At 70.6% G+C, this 16747-nt stretch carries 21 protein-coding genes; 14 read left to right on the forward strand and 7 right to left on the reverse strand.

Annotated elements, in window-relative coordinates; genetic code table 11:
* Positions 1–175: 175 nt before the first annotated feature.
* The gene (hemW, locus tag ELY19_RS15485; protein ID WP_126197021.1) at positions 176–1348 is read left to right on the forward strand and encodes a radical SAM family heme chaperone HemW; all 1173 of its coding nucleotides are present in this window, start codon (positions 176–178) and stop codon (positions 1346–1348) included.
* Here the strand turns inward: hemW and ELY19_RS15490 are convergent, their stop codons facing one another.
* The 3 genes from ELY19_RS15490 to ELY19_RS15500 all read right to left on the reverse strand — a co-directional run bounded on the left by ELY19_RS15490 (position 1349) and on the right by ELY19_RS15500 (position 3157).
* Positions 1349–2095, reverse strand: coding sequence for an SIMPL domain-containing protein (locus ELY19_RS15490; RefSeq protein WP_126197022.1), 747 nt, complete (start codon positions 2093–2095; stop codon positions 1349–1351). It lies immediately after the preceding gene.
* Positions 2096–2162: 67 nt separating this feature from the next.
* The gene (locus ELY19_RS15495) at positions 2163–2792 is read right to left on the reverse strand and encodes an SIMPL domain-containing protein (protein WP_126197023.1); all 630 of its coding nucleotides are present in this window, start codon (positions 2790–2792) and stop codon (positions 2163–2165) included.
* Positions 2793–2803: 11 nt separating this feature from the next.
* On the reverse strand, positions 2804–3157 hold the full coding sequence (locus ELY19_RS15500) for a type II toxin-antitoxin system VapB family antitoxin (RefSeq protein WP_126197024.1): 354 nt from the start codon (positions 3155–3157) through the stop codon (positions 2804–2806).
* 60 nt (positions 3158–3217) lie between these two features.
* Here ELY19_RS15500 and hrcA point away from each other — a divergent pair, with 60 nt between their 5' ends.
* From hrcA to era, 10 genes are all read left to right on the forward strand, one after another.
* Entirely contained in the window at positions 3218–4252 is a 1035-nt protein-coding gene (gene hrcA / locus ELY19_RS15505; RefSeq protein ID WP_126197025.1) for a heat-inducible transcriptional repressor HrcA, read from the forward strand.
* Positions 4253–4389: 137 nt separating this feature from the next.
* Complete coding sequence (dnaJ, locus tag ELY19_RS15510) at positions 4390–5553, forward strand: molecular chaperone DnaJ (RefSeq protein ID WP_126197026.1); 1164 nt, start codon at positions 4390–4392, stop codon at positions 5551–5553.
* Between the two features lie 6 nt (positions 5554–5559).
* Positions 5560–6336, forward strand: coding sequence for a 16S rRNA (uracil(1498)-N(3))-methyltransferase (locus tag ELY19_RS15515; RefSeq protein WP_126197027.1), 777 nt, complete (start codon positions 5560–5562; stop codon positions 6334–6336).
* 57 nt (positions 6337–6393) lie between these two features.
* On the forward strand, positions 6394–7113 hold the full coding sequence (locus ELY19_RS15520) for an alpha/beta hydrolase family protein (RefSeq protein ID WP_126197028.1): 720 nt from the start codon (positions 6394–6396) through the stop codon (positions 7111–7113).
* A 66-nt stretch (positions 7114–7179) separates the two neighbouring features.
* The gene (locus ELY19_RS15525) at positions 7180–7632 is read left to right on the forward strand and encodes a hypothetical protein (protein ID WP_126197029.1); all 453 of its coding nucleotides are present in this window, start codon (positions 7180–7182) and stop codon (positions 7630–7632) included.
* A gap of 97 nt (positions 7633–7729) precedes the next feature.
* Positions 7730–8788 (forward strand): PhoH family protein, encoded by a 1059-nt coding sequence (locus tag ELY19_RS15530; RefSeq protein ID WP_126197030.1) that lies wholly within the window; start codon positions 7730–7732, stop codon positions 8786–8788.
* Positions 8785–9324, forward strand: coding sequence for an rRNA maturation RNase YbeY (ybeY, locus tag ELY19_RS15535; RefSeq protein WP_126197031.1), 540 nt, complete (start codon positions 8785–8787; stop codon positions 9322–9324). The genes ELY19_RS15530 and ybeY overlap by 4 nt, the downstream gene beginning before the upstream one ends.
* 3 nt (positions 9325–9327) lie before the next feature.
* Positions 9328–10647: a hemolysin family protein gene (locus ELY19_RS15540; protein ID WP_126197032.1), complete on the forward strand. Its 1320-nt coding sequence runs from the start codon at positions 9328–9330 to the stop codon at positions 10645–10647.
* Positions 10644–10967, forward strand: a complete 324-nt coding sequence (locus ELY19_RS15545) for a cytidine deaminase-like protein (protein ID WP_126197033.1) — start codon at positions 10644–10646, stop codon at positions 10965–10967. The genes ELY19_RS15540 and ELY19_RS15545 overlap by 4 nt, the downstream gene beginning before the upstream one ends.
* The gene (era, locus tag ELY19_RS15550; protein ID WP_227966867.1) at positions 10964–11920 is read left to right on the forward strand and encodes a GTPase Era; all 957 of its coding nucleotides are present in this window, start codon (positions 10964–10966) and stop codon (positions 11918–11920) included. Before ELY19_RS15545 ends, era begins: the two co-directional genes overlap by 4 nt.
* On the opposite strand, the gene ELY19_RS15555 is transcribed toward era, so the two are convergent.
* The 4 genes from ELY19_RS15555 to ELY19_RS15565 all read right to left on the reverse strand — a co-directional run bounded on the left by ELY19_RS15555 (position 11917) and on the right by ELY19_RS15565 (position 14723).
* Positions 11917–12144, reverse strand: a complete 228-nt coding sequence (locus ELY19_RS15555) for a hypothetical protein (protein ID WP_126197034.1) — start codon at positions 12142–12144, stop codon at positions 11917–11919. The two genes, era and ELY19_RS15555, sit on opposite strands and share 4 nt — an antisense overlap.
* 121 nt (positions 12145–12265) lie before the next feature.
* Positions 12266–12442 carry a hypothetical protein gene (locus ELY19_RS23525; protein WP_164711615.1) on the reverse strand — a complete coding sequence of 59 codons (177 nt, stop codon included), beginning with the start codon at positions 12440–12442 and terminating at the stop codon, positions 12266–12268.
* 62 nt (positions 12443–12504) lie between these two features.
* Positions 12505–14061 carry a hypothetical protein gene (locus ELY19_RS15560; protein WP_126197035.1) on the reverse strand — a complete coding sequence of 519 codons (1557 nt, stop codon included), beginning with the start codon at positions 14059–14061 and terminating at the stop codon, positions 12505–12507.
* Entirely contained in the window at positions 14058–14723 is a 666-nt protein-coding gene (locus tag ELY19_RS15565; RefSeq protein WP_164711616.1) for a hypothetical protein, read from the reverse strand. Before ELY19_RS15565 ends, ELY19_RS15560 begins: the two co-directional genes overlap by 4 nt.
* Between ELY19_RS15565 and recO the strand changes: the two genes are divergently transcribed.
* The 3 genes from recO to ELY19_RS15580 are packed head-to-tail and all read left to right on the forward strand — an operon-like array spanning position 14722 to position 16719.
* Positions 14722–15519, forward strand: coding sequence for a DNA repair protein RecO (gene recO, locus ELY19_RS15570; protein WP_068521272.1), 798 nt, complete (start codon positions 14722–14724; stop codon positions 15517–15519). The two genes, ELY19_RS15565 and recO, sit on opposite strands and share 2 nt — an antisense overlap.
* Positions 15497–16315 (forward strand): isoprenyl transferase, encoded by an 819-nt coding sequence (locus ELY19_RS15575; RefSeq protein ID WP_197715906.1) that lies wholly within the window; start codon positions 15497–15499, stop codon positions 16313–16315. Before recO ends, ELY19_RS15575 begins: the two co-directional genes overlap by 23 nt.
* Positions 16312–16719, forward strand: a complete 408-nt coding sequence (locus ELY19_RS15580) for a hypothetical protein (protein ID WP_126197037.1) — start codon at positions 16312–16314, stop codon at positions 16717–16719. Before ELY19_RS15575 ends, ELY19_RS15580 begins: the two co-directional genes overlap by 4 nt.
* Positions 16720–16747 lie beyond the last annotated feature (28 nt).

The following is a 16747-nucleotide window of genomic DNA, read 5'->3' on the forward strand; positions in this document are numbered from 1 at the left end:
GGCCCGACAGCCGCTGCTGCAGACCCGCAGGTAATCGATGTGCCGACGCGACGCCAGCAGCTCACCCTGTCCATCCATCGAGATCATTGTGCCACCGGATGGGCGGAGAAGTGGAATCGGGTTCCGCTCACCGGTGAGCGAAATCCGGAGGTGGCGGACCTGACAGACTGGACGGGTGCCCGCGCCCTCGACACCTGAGATCAGCCGGCTCGACGGTGCCTCGACCCCGTTCGGGCTCTACCTGCACGTCCCGTTCTGCGCCACGCGGTGCGGGTACTGCGATTTCAACACCTACACGGCCGGCGAGCTGGGCGCATCGACGTCGCCGCAGGCGTGGGCCGAGGCGATCGACGGGGAGCTGGGCCTGGCCCGCGGTGCGCTCGGTGACGTCCCGGTGTCGACGGTGTTCGTGGGCGGCGGCACCCCGTCGCTCCTGGGCGGAGACGGCCTCGCCGCGCTGCTCGATACGGCCCGCCGGCACTTCACCTTCGCCGACGACGCCGAGGTGACCACCGAGTCGAACCCCGAGTCCACCTCGCCGGAGTTCTTCGCGCGGCTGCGCGAGGCGGGCTTCACCCGGATTTCGCTCGGCATGCAGTCCGCCGCGGAGCACGTCCTCAAGGTCCTCGACCGCACCCACACGCCCGGCCGGGCGGTCGCCGCCGCGAAGGAGGCGCGGGCGGCCGGCTTCGAGCACGTCAACCTCGACCTCATCTACGGCACACCGGGCGAGTCCGACGACGACCTGCGAGCCTCGCTGGACGCCGTGCTCGACGCGGGCGTCGACCACGTCTCCGCCTACGCCCTCATCGTCGAGGACGGAACCGCGCTGGCGCGGCGGATCCGCCGCGGCGAGCTCCCGGACACCGACGACGACGTGCTGGCGCACCGCTACGAGATGCTCGACCGCGCTCTCCGCGACGCCGGGTTCGACTGGTACGAGGTGTCGAACTGGGCGCGCTCCGAGGCCGGGCGATGCCGGCACAACGAGCTCTACTGGGAGGGCGCGAACTGGTGGGGCGCCGGCCCGGGCGCGCACGGCCATGTCGACGGGACGCGGGTCTGGAACGTCAAGCATCCCGCCCGCTACGCGGAGGCGGTCGCCGACGGCGCGCTGCCCCTCGCCGGCCACGAGGTGCTCACCGACGAGGATCGCCACGTCGAGGACGTGATGCTCCGCGTCCGCATGCGATCCGGCATCCCCCTCGCCGTTCTGCGGGCCGATGAGGCCGCGCGGGCCGACGAGGAGGTCGCCGTCGGGAACCTGGAGCGGCACGGTGACGCGTACGTGCTCACCGACGCCGGTCGCCTGCTCGCCGACGGCGTGGTGCGACGGATCCTGGACTGATCAGGACAGGGCGAACACCACCGTGACGGTCACGGTGAGCGACTGCTCGCCGGACTCGATCGGGACGGGCGAGGCCGCGGCACCGGGTGCCGGGACGGGAGCGGAGTACTGCCGCGTCGGGTTGGGGCGGGCGGCCGCGCCCTCGGTGACCGTGCGGACCTCGCCGAGCTTCCCGCCGGAGAGCTTGGCGTACTGCTCGGCGCGGCTCTTGGCCTCGGCGAACGCCTTGTCACGGGCCGTGGCCTTGAGTGCGGAGTCGTTCTCGATGTCGAAGCCCACGGAGTTGATCCGGGTCGCATCGCCGCCCGCGGTCGCGATGTCCCCGAGCAGCTTCGAGGCGGTGTCGAGCTTGCGGACCTTCACCGTGAGCGACTGCGTCGCCTCGTACGACATGATCCGCCGGTCGGTGCCGTACCGGGGATCGACCCGAACGTTGGCGGTGGCGACGTCCTTCTTGTCGACGCCATTGGCGCCGGCGGCGTCGATCACCTTCTGGGCGCTCGCCGAGGCGTCGTTGAGTGCGGTCGTGACGTCGCCCGCCTGGTGCTGGACCGCCAGCTCCACGGTGAGCACGTCGGGTGCGCCGGAGGCGTCGCCGGTGCCGACGGCCGTGATCTCCCGCGGGGAGTCGTTGGAGGTGCTCGACGAACCGCACGCCGTGACCGATCCGCCGACGGCGACCGCCGCGAGGAGCGCGAGGCCGGCGGCGCGCAGTTTCCGTGCTGTGCTGGATGTGGAGTTCGCCATAGTCTCAGGGTGGCACCGGGCACGCGCCGCCGCAGCGGATCGCCGGTTACGGCAACGGAGAAGGCGGTTACACCAACTCCCATTCGACGGTGACCCGGGCCGTCACCGCGCGCTCGCCGGCTTCCATCGCGGGTCCCGCCGGTGCGGCGGCCATCGACTTCGCAGCGAAGTGCACCTCGGCGCGCGGGCCCGGCGCGGGGTCGTCGGTGATCGCGAGCACCGCGCCGAGGGCGTCGCCGGACAGGGCCGCGTACTGCTCGGCCCGGGTCCTCGCGTCGGTGAAGGCGGCCTCGCGCGCCGCGGCGGCGGGGCCGGCACCGTCGGACAGTGCGAACGTGACGGACTGGATCCGGGCGGCGTCGCCCGCGGCCGTGGCCGCGGCCTGTAGCACTGCGGCGGCGTCGCCCACGGAACGAACGGTCACCGTGAGCGACTCGCTCGCGGCGTAACCCTCGAGGCGACGGTCCTCCCACGGCCCCGTCTCGACGGCCTGCAGCCCCACGTCCGACGTGGCGACGTCCCCGCTCGACACCCCGGCCGCGTGGGCGGCGGCGACCACCGCGCGTGCCGCTTCGCCGGCGCCCGAGAAGGCCGTCGCCACGTCGCCCGCGCGGAACTCCACGCCGATGCGGGCGATGACGACGTCGGGGGTCGCGGTGGCGGTGCCGGACCCGGTCAGGCGGATGGTGCGCGACATGGGGAGTCCTCTCAGTCCTGGCGGGCGTGTTTGCCGTGCCTCCCCGAGGATGCCGGACGCGGCGGGGTGCCGGGTGGGAGCGCGTGCACGCGGCAGTGCAGGACCTCGCGCCCCCGGAGCGCGGACCGCACCGCCCGGTGCAGGCCGTCCTCGAGATACAGGTCGCCGTTCCACTCGACCGCGTGCGGGAACAGGTCGCCGTAGAAGGTGGAGTCCTCGGAGAGCAGCCGATCGAGGGCCAGGACCGTGGTGGTGGTGATGATCGCGCTCAGCCGCACCTGCTGCGGCGGGATCTGTGACCAGTCGCGGGGGCTGAGCCCGTGATCGGGGTACGGCTTCCCGTCGAGTACGCCCTTGAAGATCACGGCTCGACTCTAGCCCGCGTAAGCTGGACATTCGAAGTTCGCACTCGAAAGGACGGCACGATGTCGACGACGGAGGACCGGCGCTTCGAGGTGCTTCGGGCGATCGTGGCCGACTACGTCGAGACCCACGAGCCCGTCGGCTCGAAGGCCCTGGTGGACCGGCATCAGCTGGGCGTGTCCAGCGCGACGGTCCGCAATGACATGGCGGTGCTCGAGGCCGAGGGTTACATCACCCAGCAGCACACCAGTTCCGGGCGGATCCCCACCGAGAAGGGGTACCGCCAGTTCGTCGACCGGATCGCGCAGGTCAAGCCGCTGTCGGCGGCCGAGCGCCGCGCCATCCTCCAGTTCCTGGAGACCGGTGTCGACCTCGACGACGTGCTGCAGCGCTCCGTGCGGCTGCTGGCGCAGCTCACCCGCCAGGTCGCGGTGATCCAGTATCCCGTGCTCAGCTCCGCGCGGGTCCGGCACCTCGAGGTGGTCGCACTCGCCCCCACCCGGCTGCTGCTCGTGGTGATCCTGGACTCGGGCCGCGTGGAACAGCGGCTCGTCGAGCTGGGGGAGCCGGCCTCCGACGAGGACCTCTCCCGCCTGCGCGAGCTGTTCGGCGCCGCCGTGCACGGCAAGCTGATCCCCGACGCCTCCATGGCGGTCGCGGACCTCGCTCCGCTCGCGCCCCGAGACCTGCGCGACGCCGTGATCCGGGTGTCGACGGTGCTGGTCGAGACGCTGGTCGAGCGCGCCGACGACCGGTTGGTACTGGGCGGCACCGCGAACCTCACCCGCAACGCGGCCGACTTCGACGCCGTCTCCGGTTCCCTGCGCAGCGTGCTCGAGACGCTGGAGGAGCAGGTGGTCGTGCTCAAGCTGCTCACCGCACGGCAGCAACCCGGCACCGTGTCGGTGGCGATCGGCTCGGAGACGCAGGACGAGAACCTGCGCGGCGCCTCGGTGGTGTCCACCGGATACGGCGCACCGGGCGCGGTGTTCGGCGGCGTCGGCGTGCTCGGCCCGACCCGTATGGACTACCCGGGCACGATCGCCTCCGTGGCGGCCGTCGCGAGGTACGTCGGCGAGGTGCTCGGCGAGCGCTGACTGCGCCGGGCGGGCGTCCCGGTCGTCCTCCGACCTGCGCGAATGGTTCGATTCGCCGGTGTGGTGGAATCATGGGTTGAGCGCGGTCCGATCAGGTCCGCTGACTGTCGCCGATTTCGTTAGAGGGTTTCACAGAAGTGGCACGTGACTACTACCGCATCCTCGGGGTCGATTCGAAGGCCTCCGACCAGGAGATCAAGCGCGCCTACCGCAAGCTCGCCCGCGAGCTGCACCCCGACGTGAACCCCGACGAGGCCGCTCAGGAGAAGTTCCGCGACGTCTCCGACGCCTACGAGGTGCTGAGCGACCCCGAGAAGCGGCGCGTCGTGGACATGGGCGGCGATCCGCTGGACAGTTCGCCCGGCGGCGGCTTCGGTGGCGGCGGGTTCGGCGGCGGCTTCTCCGGCGGCCTGGGCGACGTCTTCGAGGCCTTCTTCGGCGGCGGCATGGGCGGCGGTGGCCGCGGCCCGCGCGGTCGTGTCCGGGAGGGCAACGACGCGCTGATCCGCATGGAGCTGGATCTCGACGAGTGCGCGAACGGCGTGAGCCGCGAGCTGACCGTCGACACCGCGATCCTGTGCGACAAGTGCCACGGCGCGGGCACCGAGGGCGACAGCAAGCCGTCGACGTGCCCCACCTGCCACGGCGCGGGCGAGGTGCAGTCCGTCCAGCGGTCCTTCCTCGGGCAGGTCATGACCTCGCGGCCGTGCCCCACCTGTGCGGGCGTCGGCGAGATCATCGAGAACCCCTGCAGCAAGTGCAGCGGCGACGGCCGTGTCCGCACGCGCCGTAACCTCACCGTGAAGATCCCCGCGGGCGTCGGCGACGGGATGCGCGTCCGCCTCGCCGGCCAGGGCGAGGTCGGACCCGGCGGCGGTCCCGCCGGCGACCTCTACGTCGAGGTCTCCGAGCGCGAGCACGAGTACCTCACCCGCGACGGCAGCACGTTGCACGTGACGGCGCGGGTGCCGATGTTCGATGCGGCGCTGGGCGCCGAGGTCGTGGTGCCCACCGTCATCGACGGAGAGCTCACCGTCGAGGTGGCTCCGGGCACCCAGACCGGCGATACCACGGTGCTGCGGGGCCACGGCATGCCGCAGGTCAATTCGCAGGCTCGGGGCAACCTCGTCGTGCACTTCGACGTCGCCGTCCCGGCGCGCCTGGACAAGAAGCAGACCGAGAAGCTGCGCGAGCTCAAGGCGCTGTTCCCGGGCGAGGGCCCGCACGCCGCCCGGCGCGGCGGCCAGGACCAGGGCGGCGGCATCTTCTCCCGCCTGCGCGACACGTTCGCCGGACGGTAGCCGCCGGTGGCGGCCACCGTCTTCCTCGCGGAATCGCTGCCCGCGCCGGGGGAGGAGTACCTCCTGGCCGGCGACGAGGGCCGGCACGCCGCCGCCGTGCGCCGGGTCCGGGTGGGCGAGGAGCTCGTCCTCTCCGACGGTGCCGGCGGATTCGCCCGGTGCACCGCGACCGCGGTGGGCAGGGCGGAGGTGACGGTGCGCTGCGCCGAGACCTGGACGGTACCGCCCGCCTCACCGCGCGTGGTGCTGGTGCAGGCCCTGCCGAAGTCCGACCGTTCCGAGCTGGCGGTGGAACTCGCCACCGAGGCGGGGATCGACGCGATCGTTCCGTGGCAGGCGTCGCGGTGCGTCTCCCGGTGGGACGGCGGCGGGTCCGGCGGCAAGGGTACCGGCAAGGCGGAGAAGGGTGTGGCCCGGTGGCGCGCCGTGGCGCGCTCGGCCGCGAAACAGGCTCGGCGAGCGTATGTTCCGGAGATCCACGACCTGGTGACGACGCGGGAACTGGTTCCGTTACTCACCAGTATGGATGCGAATGTAGTTGTCTTGCACGAGGGTTCGGCGGTGCATCTCGGCGAGGTTGACTTCTCAGTAACCGAAACCGTCGTTATCGTGGTGGGGCCGGAGGGCGGAATCAGCCCCGAGGAACTGGATGCCCTGGTCGGGATGGGTGCGCAGCCCGCGCTCCTCGGCCCGACGGTGCTGCGGACCTCCACCGCTGCCGCCGTCGCCCTGGGGGCGCTGGGAGTGATGACAGACAGATGGTCCGGCAGGCCGCCGGACTGAACGACCGGATCGGCGGGGTGCCGGCCGGCGGCTGGGACGAAGGAGTGCTCGGACACGATGGCGCGTCGCATCTTCTACGGCAGCGAGGAATCGCAGCACGGGCACTTCTACCCCGGTGACGCCGATAAGCCGCTGATCACCCTGGTGCACGGCGGCTACTGGCGAAACCTGTACTCGATGACGATGGAGTCCAAGGTCGCCAAGGACCTCAACGACCGCGGCTACCCCGTGTGGAACGTCGAGTACCGCCGGGTCGGTGAGCCGGGCGTGGTGTGGCCGATCCTGGGCGAGGACGTGCTGGCGGCCATCGACTACGGCACGGCCAAGCTCGCCAAGGACGCCGGGCACATCGTCGCGGCGCACAGCGCCGGCGCTACGCTCGCGGTCTGGGCCGCCGCGCAGCGCCCCGACCTCTTGGGCGTGATCTCCCGGGGCGGCGTCCTCGACCTCATCGAGCGGGGCGACGGTGATCAGTCGATGCGCCTGCTCTTCGATCTCGCCCCGAACGCCAATCAGCGCCTCATCAAGCGGACCTTCGCGCAGGCGAGCCCCGTCGCGGCGATGCCCTTCACCACCCGCGTGCGCGCGCTGCACGGGCGGCTCGACGAGCAGGTGCCCTATCAGCTCTCCGAGTGGTTCCTCTCGCAGGCGCAGGAGAACGGTATGGACGCGACGCTCACGATGATCGAGGGCGAGGGGCACGACGACTTCCTCGAGCCCGGCTCGAAGGGCCACGCCGCCACAGTCGCCGCGATCGAGGAACTTTCCGTGCGCTGAGTAACTGATCCGGCGGCGCTCACGATAGGGATCGTGAAACGCCACTGCAACGGATCGGAGAGCTCGATGATCACCAGCACTCGCACCCTCCTCGGTACCGCCGCCGCGGCCGTACTCGGTCTGGGCGCCCTCGCGACCGGGGCGGGCACCGCCACGGCCGCGCCGGATGAATCCGGGGCCACGTGCCGGGTCGGCACGCGCATGTTCACCATGGCCATGCAGGAGATGACGTCCTCCACTCCTGGTCAGGGGCCGGACACCGTGGTTCCCGGGCAGGCCAGGATCCTCGTGAACGTCCCCGAGTGGTACGGCGCGCGGTGGTCGGCGAGCATCTCCTGGCGCGACGCCGCGACCGGTGTCGGTGGGGCCCTCGGGCCGCAGCCGTCGGACCCGATGGCTCCGAACCTCACGTCGTTCGCCCGTGTCCGTACCGGCGCCGGTGAGAAGGTGGTGACCGCCCGGGCGGTGAAGGAGAGCGGCGAGACGCTCACGTGTTCGGGCACGTTCACCGTCCGCTGAACGAACAGGGCGAATCTCGGAGGCGGGGCCACGTCGTGGGGGACTAAACTGGAGATATCCACCCCGACGGGGTGGTGCCCCGCCTCACCGACGAAGGATTACGCACCGCGTGCCAGACCCCACCAGTTCCGACAGCCCCGCCCAGGCCGTGACGCCGGCGCGGTCCACCGTCGAGATCCCCATCGAGCTGATCTTCGGTCTCCTCGGACCCGCGGACGCGAACCTCCGTGCGCTCGAGGGCGCGCTCGCCGCGGACATCCACGCACGGGGCAACGTGATCACACTGTCCGGCCGCCCCGCCGACGTGGCGCTGGCCGAGCGCGTCCTCGCCGAGCTGCTGGCGGCCGTTCGCAGTGGCGTGGCCGTGAGCCCCGAGGAGGTGCGCCGGTCCATCGGCATGATGACCGACGGTTCGGGCGAGTCGCCCGCCGAGGTGCTCACCCTGGACATCATCTCCCGCCGCGGGAAGACGGTGCGCCCCAAGACGGTGAACCAGAAGAAGTACGTCGACGCGATCGACGAGCACACCATCGTCTTCGGCATCGGCCCCGCGGGTACGGGCAAGACCTACCTCGCGATGGCCAAGGCCGTGCAGGCCCTGCAGTCCAAGCAGGTCAGCCGCATCATCCTCACCCGGCCCGCCGTGGAGGCGGGGGAGCGGCTCGGCTTCCTGCCGGGCACCCTCAACGAGAAGATCGACCCGTACCTGCGCCCGCTCTACGACGCGCTGCACGACATGATGGATCCCGAGGCCATCCCGAAGCTCATGGCGGCCGGTGTCATCGAGGTGGCGCCGCTGGCGTACATGCGCGGCCGCACCCTCAACGACGCCTTCATCATCCTCGACGAGGCGCAGAACACCACCGCCGAGCAGATGAAGATGTTCCTCACCCGGCTCGGCTTCGGCTCCAAGATCGTGGTCACGGGCGACGCGACGCAGGTCGACCTGCCGGGCGGCGCGACCAGCGGGCTCCGGGCGGCCGTCGGCATCCTGCGCGGCATCGACGACATCCACATCGCCGAGCTGTCCAGCGCCGACGTCGTGCGGCACCGCCTGGTCGCCGAGATCGTCGACGCGTACTCCCAGTTCGAGGAGCAGCTCGAAGCCACCAAGCGCCCGCAGCTGGGCGCGCGACGCATCCCGGGGCGCCGATGAGCATCGAATTCGCCAACGAGTCGGGTTTCGACGTGGACGAGGCGGAGGTCGTGGCGGTGGCCGCGTTCGCCATCGCCGCGATGGACGTGCATCCGGGTGCCGAGCTGAACATGCTCGCCGTCGACCTCGACACCATGGCCGACCTGCATGTGAAGTGGATGGACCTGCCCGGGCCCACCGATGTGATGAGCTTCCCGATGGACGAGCTGACTCCGGGGGGCCGCCCCGACATGGTGGACGCCGGGCCCGCGACGCTGGGCGACATCGTGCTGTGCCCGCAGTTCGCGGCGGAGCAGGCGGCCGCGGCCGGACACTCGACCGGCCATGAGCTCAACGTGCTCACGGTGCACGGTGTGCTGCACCTGCTGGGCTTCGACCACGCCGAGCCGGACGAGGAGCGCGAGATGTTCGCGCTCCAGGACAGCATCCTCGCCGAGTACTACGCGCAGCAGCGCGACAAGGAGCGGCGCGCCCGGCAGTCCGCCCGCGACGAGAAGCTGCTCGGCCGTACCGGGTTCCTGGGGCGGCGGGACTGAGCCGTGTCCTCGTCGATCCTGCTGATCGTCGGCGTCGTCGCCCTGGTACTGCTGGGCGGACTGTTCGCTGCCGTCGACTCCGCCCTGCTGACGGTCTCCCCGGCCCGCGTCGAGGACCTCGTCGAGGACGGCCGCCCGGGCGCCAAGCGCCTGCAACGCGTCCTGGTCAACCGGCCCCTGTACGTCAACCTCGTGGTGCTGTTGCGCACCGCGTGCGAGGTCCTGTCCACGGTCCTGGTGTTCCTGGTCCTCGACCGCTACCTGTCCACCGTGTGGACGGCCGTGGTGACCGCCGCGGTCATGACGGTGGTCAGTTACGTCCTGATCGGCGTGGGGCCCCGCACCCTCGGCCGCCAGCACGCCTACACACTCGGCTGCGCGACCGCCGTGATCCTCCAGGTCATCGCGGTTCTCATGGGGCCGATCACCCGCCTGCTCATCCTCCTCGGTAACGCCATCACGCCGGGTCGCGGTTACCGCAACGGCCCGTTCGCGACCGAGGTGGAGCTGCGCGAGCTCGTCGATCTGGCGCAGCAGCGCGGCGTCGTGGACGAGGACGAGGGCAAGATGATCCAGTCCGTCTTCGAGCTCGGCGACACCGCCGCTCGCGAGGTCATGGTGCCGCGCCCCGAGATCGTGTGGATCGAGGCGGACAAGTCCGTCTCGCAGGCCACCCGGCTCGCGGTCCGTTCCGGTCATTCCCGCATCCCCGTCATCGGGGAGAACGTCGACGACGTGCGGGGCGTCGTCTACCTCAAGGACCTCGTCGCCCTTCCCGACGGTGCCGACCGGCACGCCATCGAGGTGGGCCGGATGGCGCGCCCCGCGGTCTTCGTGCCCGACTCGAAGCCGGTCGACGCGCTGCTGCGCGAGATGCAGCACACCAACAACCACATGGCCGTCCTGGTTAACGAGTACGGTTCCATCGCCGGCCTGGTGACCATCGAGGACGTGCTGGAGGAGATCGTCGGCGAGATCACCGACGAGTACGACGCCGGCGAGATCGCCCCCGTCGAGGAACTCGGCGACGGGGTGTACCGGGTGTCCGCCCGGCTCGACCTCGAGACGCTCGGCGACCTGTTCGACGAGGAGATCGAGGAGGACGAGGTCGACACGGTCGGCGGGCTCCTCGGCCTGGTGCTGGGCCGCGTGCCGCTGCCCGGCTCGCAGGTGCGGGCGCACGGACTGCTGTTGGAGGCGGAGGGCGCGACCGACCGACGCGGCCGGATGCGGATCTCGACGGTCCTGGTGCGGCGCGCCGAGACCGACGGGGAGGCATCGTCGGACGAGGTGACCGCGAACGAGGAGAAGGAGACCGCGTGACCGAGACGTCCGATGAGGACCGGAAGCTGGTGACCCTCGCGCGCGGCGCGATGGGCCGGGCGGGTACCGGACACGGCGCGGCGGTCCGGGACGTGGACGGCCGTACGTACGCGGGTGCTCCGGTGGCCCTCGCCTCACTGGCGCTGACGGGGCTGCAGGTGGCCGTCGCCACCGCCCTGAGCTCCGGGGCCGAGGGCTTCGAGGCCGCGGTGATCGTCGGTGCGACCGACGGCACCGACCCCGGCGCCGCGGCGCTGCACGAGGTGTCCCCTGCGGCGCCGATCCTGTTGTTCGACGCTCGTGGAGAGGCCCTGACGTGACCGAAGAGATCCAGCCGCACGGCGACGGGGACGAGGACTTCCGGTCCGGTTTCGTCTGCTTCGTGGGGCGGCCCAACACGGGCAAGTCGACGCTGACCAATGCGCTGGTCGGGGCGAAGGTGGCGATCACCAGTTCGCGTCCGCAGACCACGCGCTCGACGATCCGCGGCATCGTCAACCGGCCGGACTGCCAGCTGGTCCTCGTGGACACCCCCGGGCTGCACCGGCCGCGCACCCTGCTGGGGCAGCGCCTCAACGACCTGGTGCGCGACACCTACTCCGAGGTCGACGCGATCTGCCTGACCATCCCCGCGGACGAGAAGATCGGGCCCGGAGACCGGTACATCCTGGATCAGGTGCGGCACATGGCGCCGAGGACCACGCTCATCGGCGTGGTCACCAAGATCGACAAGGTGGGCCGCGTCCGGGTCGCGGAGCAGTTGGTGGCGGTGTCCGCGTTCCTCGGCGGCGACTGCGATGTGATCCCCGTGTCGGCGACCTCCGGCCAGCAGGTCGAGGACCTGGTGGACCTGCTCGCCTCGAAGATGGAGCCGGGTCCCGCCTTCTACCCGGACGACGAGGTCACCGACACCGACGACGACACGATGATGGCCGAGCTCATCCGCGAGGCCGCACTGGAGGGTGTGCGCGACGAGCTGCCGCATTCGCTGGCCGTCGTCATCGAGGAGGTGCTCGAACGGGAGAAGACGGAGGCGCAGGAGAAGTCGGGCAAGCCCGCGATGTTGGAGGTGCACGCGCTGCTCTACGTGGAGCGTCCCTCGCAGAAGGCGATCATCATCGGCAAGGGCGGTTCCCGGCTGAAGTCCGTGGGAACCGCGGCGCGTGAGGAGATCGAGAAGCTTCTGGGCCGGAAGGTCTACCTCTCCCTGCACGTCAAGGTCGCCAAGGACTGGCAGCGCGACCCGAAGCAGCTGGGGCGCCTGGGCTTCTAGCGGCCGAGCATCCGCTGCCACCAGGTGCGACGCCTGTTCCGGTACTTCTCCGGGTCCGGCAGTGGACCCGGATCGTCGGCCCGGCCCTCGACGAAGTCGATCATCTGCTGCGGGACGGGTTCCTTGAAGTTCCGAAGACCGGTGATGACCACGCGGGTAATTGCGCGCTGGATCTCGGGGCTCTGTGGTCGTTGCCCCTGATCGAGGTGCTCGGTGTCAGTCATCGCTCGCCCTTCTTCACAGCGCGCTCACGTCCAGTATCGCCTCGGTACCGGGTCAACGCCAAGTGCGTGGCGATGTCCTTTTCAGTAGGTGTCGCCAGGGTTGAATCGATCAAGTCGTCGATCACGGCCCAGCCGTCGCGGCCCGCTCGATGTCCGCCACGTACGTGGCTCCCAACGCCCACTCGCATCGGGTCCACCACTCCTTCCTATTGTCTGCGAGCCGCTTCTGGCCGATCGTCACGATAGCGATGATGGCGGCTGCACTGCCGACGATGATCGTGGCCCACCCCGGTGTCATGGCCTCTCCCCCCCCGAAGAAATCCGATGCTGCTGACATCGTGCACCGGACCGCTGACAGGTTCAGGAGTTCTGGTCCAGGAGCGCGGCGAGCGGGATCTCCTCGAGCTCCGAGTAGCCCACGCCGCGCCACCGGTACAAGCCCGCACCGGTTGCGACGAGGAACTCGTCGCCGTGGCACGCGACGGAGACCTGCGTGGTGTGGATCGGCGCGACCGCGACGGGTTCGAGGGTGTCTCCGTCGAGGCGTACGAGCAGCCAGAACTGCTCCTCGCTCCGGTACTCGCACGGTCCATCGAGCGGCCACCAGCCGTCGGCGCCGGTGCCGTCGGGGCGGTGACAGACGACGTACAGGTCGTTCCCGATCGTCCGCACGCTGCCGAAGCGCGGCGCGGTACGCGCGCTGCGGGTGACGGTGAGGTTGGGGCGCACGTCGAGGGCGATCGGGTCGCCGAACATGCCCCCGGTGAAGACGCGCGGCGGCGCACCGCCGAAGCCGTCGGGGTTGGGGCCGACGTCGTCGAGCACAGGCCCGACGGTGATCTCGCCCGCCTCGCCTACGCGTACCAGGCGGTGGGTGCGGTCCTCGGGCGCCATTTCGCCGTTGCACGTGAGAAGGAGGAAGCCGGACTCGGTGGCGATGCCCCACTCCGGGGCGTCGCCCGAGTAGAGGGACTCACCCACTTCGGCATCGCCGATGCCGATCCGATACAGCTGCACGATGTTCCGATCTTCGCGCAGGGCGATCAGCGCGGTGTCACCGCCGTCGATGACGGAGTCGACCGGCGAGGTCGACACGTGAGTGACGGCCCCGTCGGCGATCCGGAACACCCCGTCCGACCTGAACGCCCAACAGGCGCCCTCGCAGGCCCACACGGTCGGGATCTCGTAGGCGTCCTTCGTCGTCACCGCGCCGGGCAGGAGGTGCTCCGTCGGTGCGTTCTCGTCGGCCAGGTCGAGCGCCACCACGATCGGCAGCGTGCTGTCGATGACCCAGGACCGATCACCGTCGACGGCTACGGAATCCGGGCTGATGCGCGGCTGTGGTGCCGTGAGCGGTGCATCTGCGAGGTCCAGGTCGACGACGGCCGCGAACTCGTACCGGTGCTCGTGGTCGTCAGTGACGGATGAATCGAGCCATTGAGGGCAGGCGGTGACATCGCGGTATTCGTACGTGCCGGGGACATGGACGAAGGGCTCGGTGTCGGTGGTCCGTCGAGCCAGCACGGACGCGACCCGAACCCGCAGAATCCGACCCCGTACTCGGATCGGATTCGGGTGGTAGACGTAGTCGGCGTAGACGGTGCCCCGCACGCGGACTGGCCCGATAACCGGGCGAGGGGCGCCCCATGACACCTCCCACCCCATGCCCCGCAGCGTGGTCGGCCACCGCATGCGCCGGTCATCGTCACGGCCGGTGACAGACGGTGCACCGCGGGGAATCGCCTCGGCGGAGAGCTCTGTGACCCCCGCGTCGCTGGGGTCCGGAACGCCCTCCTCGCGGAAACCGATCACGTACTCGCCGATCTCGCCGACCACGGGAGGCGGCGGTGATCCGTCGCTCAACATCCAGCTCGCAAGGCTGACGCGCAGCGGCACCGAGGCGGTGGGCTCCGTCATGACGCCGATCCGGATTCGCCGGGGTCGGTGAGATCGAGGTCCACGATGACGGCCCAGTCGAAGCGACTGCCCCCAGGAGTGGGTGTCTCGTCGTCGTACCTCCTCGGCGCGGCCCCGACGTCGCGGTGGCGGATCGTCCCCGGAATCGGGCGCCAGGCCTGCCTGCCTCCAGGATCTCCCGGCCAGGGTTCGAGGCGCATCTCGACCGACTCGATGCGGACCCGGATCACACGTCCCCGCACGTCGGGCGTGCCCATGTGATTGGCGTGGAATGTGCCGTGCAGCCGAACCGGGCCGTTCACTGGAGCTGTTCCGTGCGCCTCGTACCTCCAACCGGGGCCGGAGTACACCGTCGGCCAGCGGCGCAGCCCGTCGACGGCGATGTAGGAGCTGCCGGTGACCGTTGCCGTCGCTTCGATGTCGACGACGGCGGTGTCGTCCGAGTGGGCGACGTCCTCAACGGCGAAGAAAATGAGCGGGTACTCGCCGATGTCGCCGACGACGGGAGGGTCGATGCTGTCGTCCTCGATGTCCCAGGTGTTGATCACCACTTGGAAGACGCGGCGCGTTTGGCATGTCACATGACAAGTACAACATGGCATTGAGGTGTGGGAGCGTCGATCGCGCCGGATGTCCGGCGGGGGTGGGATGATGTTCTGCATGAGGTCGTACCGGGACAGCGCTGTGGTGCTGCGGCAGCACAAGCTGGGGGAGGCCGACTACATCCTCACCCTGCTGACCCGGGACAACGGCCTGGTCCGCGCCGTCGCGAAGGGGGTGCGCCGGCCGCGGTCGCGGTTCGGCGCCCGGCTGGAGCTGTTCGCGCACGTCGACCTGCAGCTGCACCCCGGCCGCAACCTGGACATGGTGACGCAGGTGCACTCCATCGCCGCCTACTCGGGTGACCTGGCCGGCGACTACGGCCGCTACACCACGGCCTGCGCGGTGATCGAGACGGCGGAACGGCTCGCGGGCGAGGAGCGGGCACCGGCGCTGGAGTTGCACCGGCTCACCGTCGGCGCGCTGCGCGCCATCGCGGCCGGCGTGCGCGACCGCGACCTGGTGCTGATCTCGTTCCTGCTGCGTGCCATGGAGTCGGCGGGCTGGGCGCCCGCCCTCACGATCTGCGCCCGCTGCGGCGACGAAGGACCCCACCGTGCCTTTCACGTGGCTGCGGGCGGCGCCGTCTGCGTGCACTGCCGTCCGTCGGGATCGGCGGTGCCCGGGCAGGGGGTGCTGGACCTGATGGCGGCGCTGGCCCGGGCCGATTTCGACTTCGCCGAGACCACGGGCGAGCGGGTGCGCAGGCAGGCCAACGGGCTCGCCGCCGCGCACCTACAGTGGCACGTGGGGCGGCAGCTGCGGTCGCTGCCCATGATCGAGCGGCACGCGCCGCACAGTCCGGCCCTCGCGGCCGGTGAGAGGGAGGTCGACGGTGCCGGGACTGCGGCGGGGTAGGTCCAAGACTGCGGGAACCGGCGCGGGGGCTCCGGTCACCGTCCGCCCCCCGGACCCGCACCCCTCGGGGGCGACGCCGCCGGAGATCCCCGCGGAACTGGTGCCGAACCACGTCGCCCTGGTCATGGATGGCAACGGCCGCTGGGCCAAGGAGCGAGGCATGGCCCGCACCGAGGGCCACAAGCGCGGCGAGGCCGTGCTCATGGACACGGTCTGCGGGTGCATCGAGATCGGTGTGAAACAGCTGTCGGCGTACGCCTTCTCCACGGAGAACTGGTCGCGCAGCCCCGAGGAGGTGCGCTTCCTCATGGGCTTCAACCGCGACGTGATCCGCCGCCGTCGCGACGAGATGCATGAGATGGGTGTCCGTGTGAAGTGGGCGGGACGCCGGCCGCGCCTGTGGCGCAGCGTGATCAAGGAGCTCGAGGTCGCCGAGGAGCTCACCAGGGACAACACCGTCATGACGCTCACGATGTGCGTCAACTACGGCGGTCGGGCCGAGATCGTCGATGCCACAAGGGAGATCGCTCGCCGCGCGGCGGCGGGGGAGATCAGTCCCGATCACATCACCGAGCAGTCCTTCCAGCACTACCTGTACCAGCCCGACATGCCCGATGTGGACTTGTTCCTGCGGCCGTCCGGCGAGAAGCGCAGCTCGAACTTCCTGCTGTGGGAGAGCGCCTACGCCGAGTACGTCTACCAGGACACCCTGTTCCCGGACTTCGACCGGCGGAATCTCTGGGAAGCGTGCCTCGAGTACGCGAAGCGCGACCGCCGGTTCGGCGGCGCGCAGTGACGGCGCAGGATCCCCGGCTCGACGCGCTGCGCTCGCGACTGGAATCCGCACTGGCCGACGGGGTGGTGCTGCGCCGTGACGAGAATCAGGCCGTGCTGGTCGATTTCGGTGAGACGCCCGCGTCGGTGCAGGTCTTCGAACTCGCTCGCGACGTGGACGTCTACTCGCTGACCCAGGTGGTGGCCTGGGACCTCGCGCTGACCGATGAGCTCCGCGACGACGTCCGGACGGTGGCGGAGGGGGTTCAGTTCGGTTCGCTGCGGCTGATGGAGCGGGAGGTCTCCGCCGATCTGGTCCTGCACTACAGCTTCCCGGCGGGCACCCTCGCCGGGGAGGCGCTGCGCGAGTTCGTGCTGTTCGTGCTCGCCCAGGGCGTCGACGCGCGCCGCCGCCTCGTCGGCTGACGGCGCGCGCCGCACTCCTCGTCGGGGA

The sequence above is a fragment of the Tsukamurella paurometabola genome (genome assembly GCF_900631615.1).
Lineage (GTDB): Bacteria > Actinomycetota > Actinomycetes > Mycobacteriales > Mycobacteriaceae > Tsukamurella > Tsukamurella paurometabola_A.